Source organism: Photorhabdus sp. S10-54 (genome assembly GCF_963878145.1).
Classification (GTDB): Bacteria; Pseudomonadota; Gammaproteobacteria; order Enterobacterales; family Enterobacteriaceae; genus Photorhabdus; species Photorhabdus kayaii.
Window position 1 is genome coordinate 1 of sequence record NZ_CAWNXG010000137.1, and the last position, 1,215, is coordinate 1,215.

Sequence of the window (1,215 nt, forward strand, 5' to 3'; positions counted from 1 at the left end):
CAGGGCGCGAGCATACTTTGTTTGATATTCAGCCAAAGAAAACTTTTGCACGGTAATCATCACACCAGCTGGCTTTCTTAAGCTTATTTCTTTGGCTTGGTGCCCCACAATCACATTGTTTGACCATATTCAAAACAAGACGCCGGAATAAGCCCAGATTCTCAATTGCACCTTCCAAAACAATCCGTGAATCATCTTCTTTAAAAACGACATCAAGAATATAGTGCTGGCTATTTTCAATTCGCCAATGCTGACGAATGTAATACCCCAGAGATTTATGTCGGGGGGAAAGCGAACTCACATAATACGAGGTATCTACTGTTCCTTTACCCTTTTGTGTCCGATGACGCTCAACCGCAATAATGCTACGAATAGTTGGCCATCTCTCGGCCATTTCGGGTGTGAATTTCGGTTTTAACTGGAAGACATAGCGCTCTTCACGTCGGCCATGGGCTTCTTGCTTGATTTCCGTCATCACTTGCTCTTTACTGGCATCAAACACGGCCTGAAATTGAGACTGAACGGCTTCCCACAGCTTAGGTTGATTTTTCTTCACCTGCACAACCACATGCGCTTTCTTTTCGCTGATTTTTTCCAGTGTTTCACGCTGGCAATGCAGAGCATCAAGGGTCACGATACTGCCTTTTAGGTTAAGGATATCCAGCATCTGGCGGACGATACTGATTTCCCCATTTTTGGTCGCAGTCGCTTTCTGGCTTAACACCAATCCCGCCTCGGTATCATAGGCAGTGACCAGTTGGACGGCGTTTTTCTTGTCGTTACGATAGGCGCGTCGCAGAACTTTCCCATCAAAAGCGATGACAGGTTTGCTCCCCAATTCACGCTGCTCATTAACCCAGTTGAGTAAGGCTTCCAGCAGGGAATCCAGCTCGATAGCGCGCAGTATTCTGGCAATCGTATGCCGACGGGGTATCCCAGTAGGAAATGGACGATATGTTTGCAGCCACTTAATTTTTGCCCGGCCGTAAGTCTCAATGTCTTGCCAGCCTTCGGCTCCCGCCATGATGGCACTGACGACAAGGAAAATCACATCAATCAGGTCGTACTGACGATTAATATCAGAGCGTGTTTCTTTCACAACGGATAAATGTTCAATCAGGGTCATATGCAAACGATTAGAAGAGAAATAAGGTTCATTAGATCATGCCATTACTTCTCATTCAAGAGGTGTTAAAAAAGTATGCTCGCGCCCTG

1 protein-coding gene is annotated in these 1,215 nt (G+C 46.0%); it reads right to left on the reverse strand.

Annotation, left to right across the window (positions count from 1 at the left end; translation table 11 throughout):
- Nucleotides 1-28: 28 nt before the first annotated feature.
- Complete coding sequence (locus AACQ83_RS24110; RefSeq protein ID WP_112879917.1) at nucleotides 29-1,126, reverse strand: ISAs1 family transposase; 1,098 nt, start codon at nucleotides 1,124-1,126, stop codon at nucleotides 29-31.
- Nucleotides 1,127-1,215: the final 89 nt, after the last annotated feature.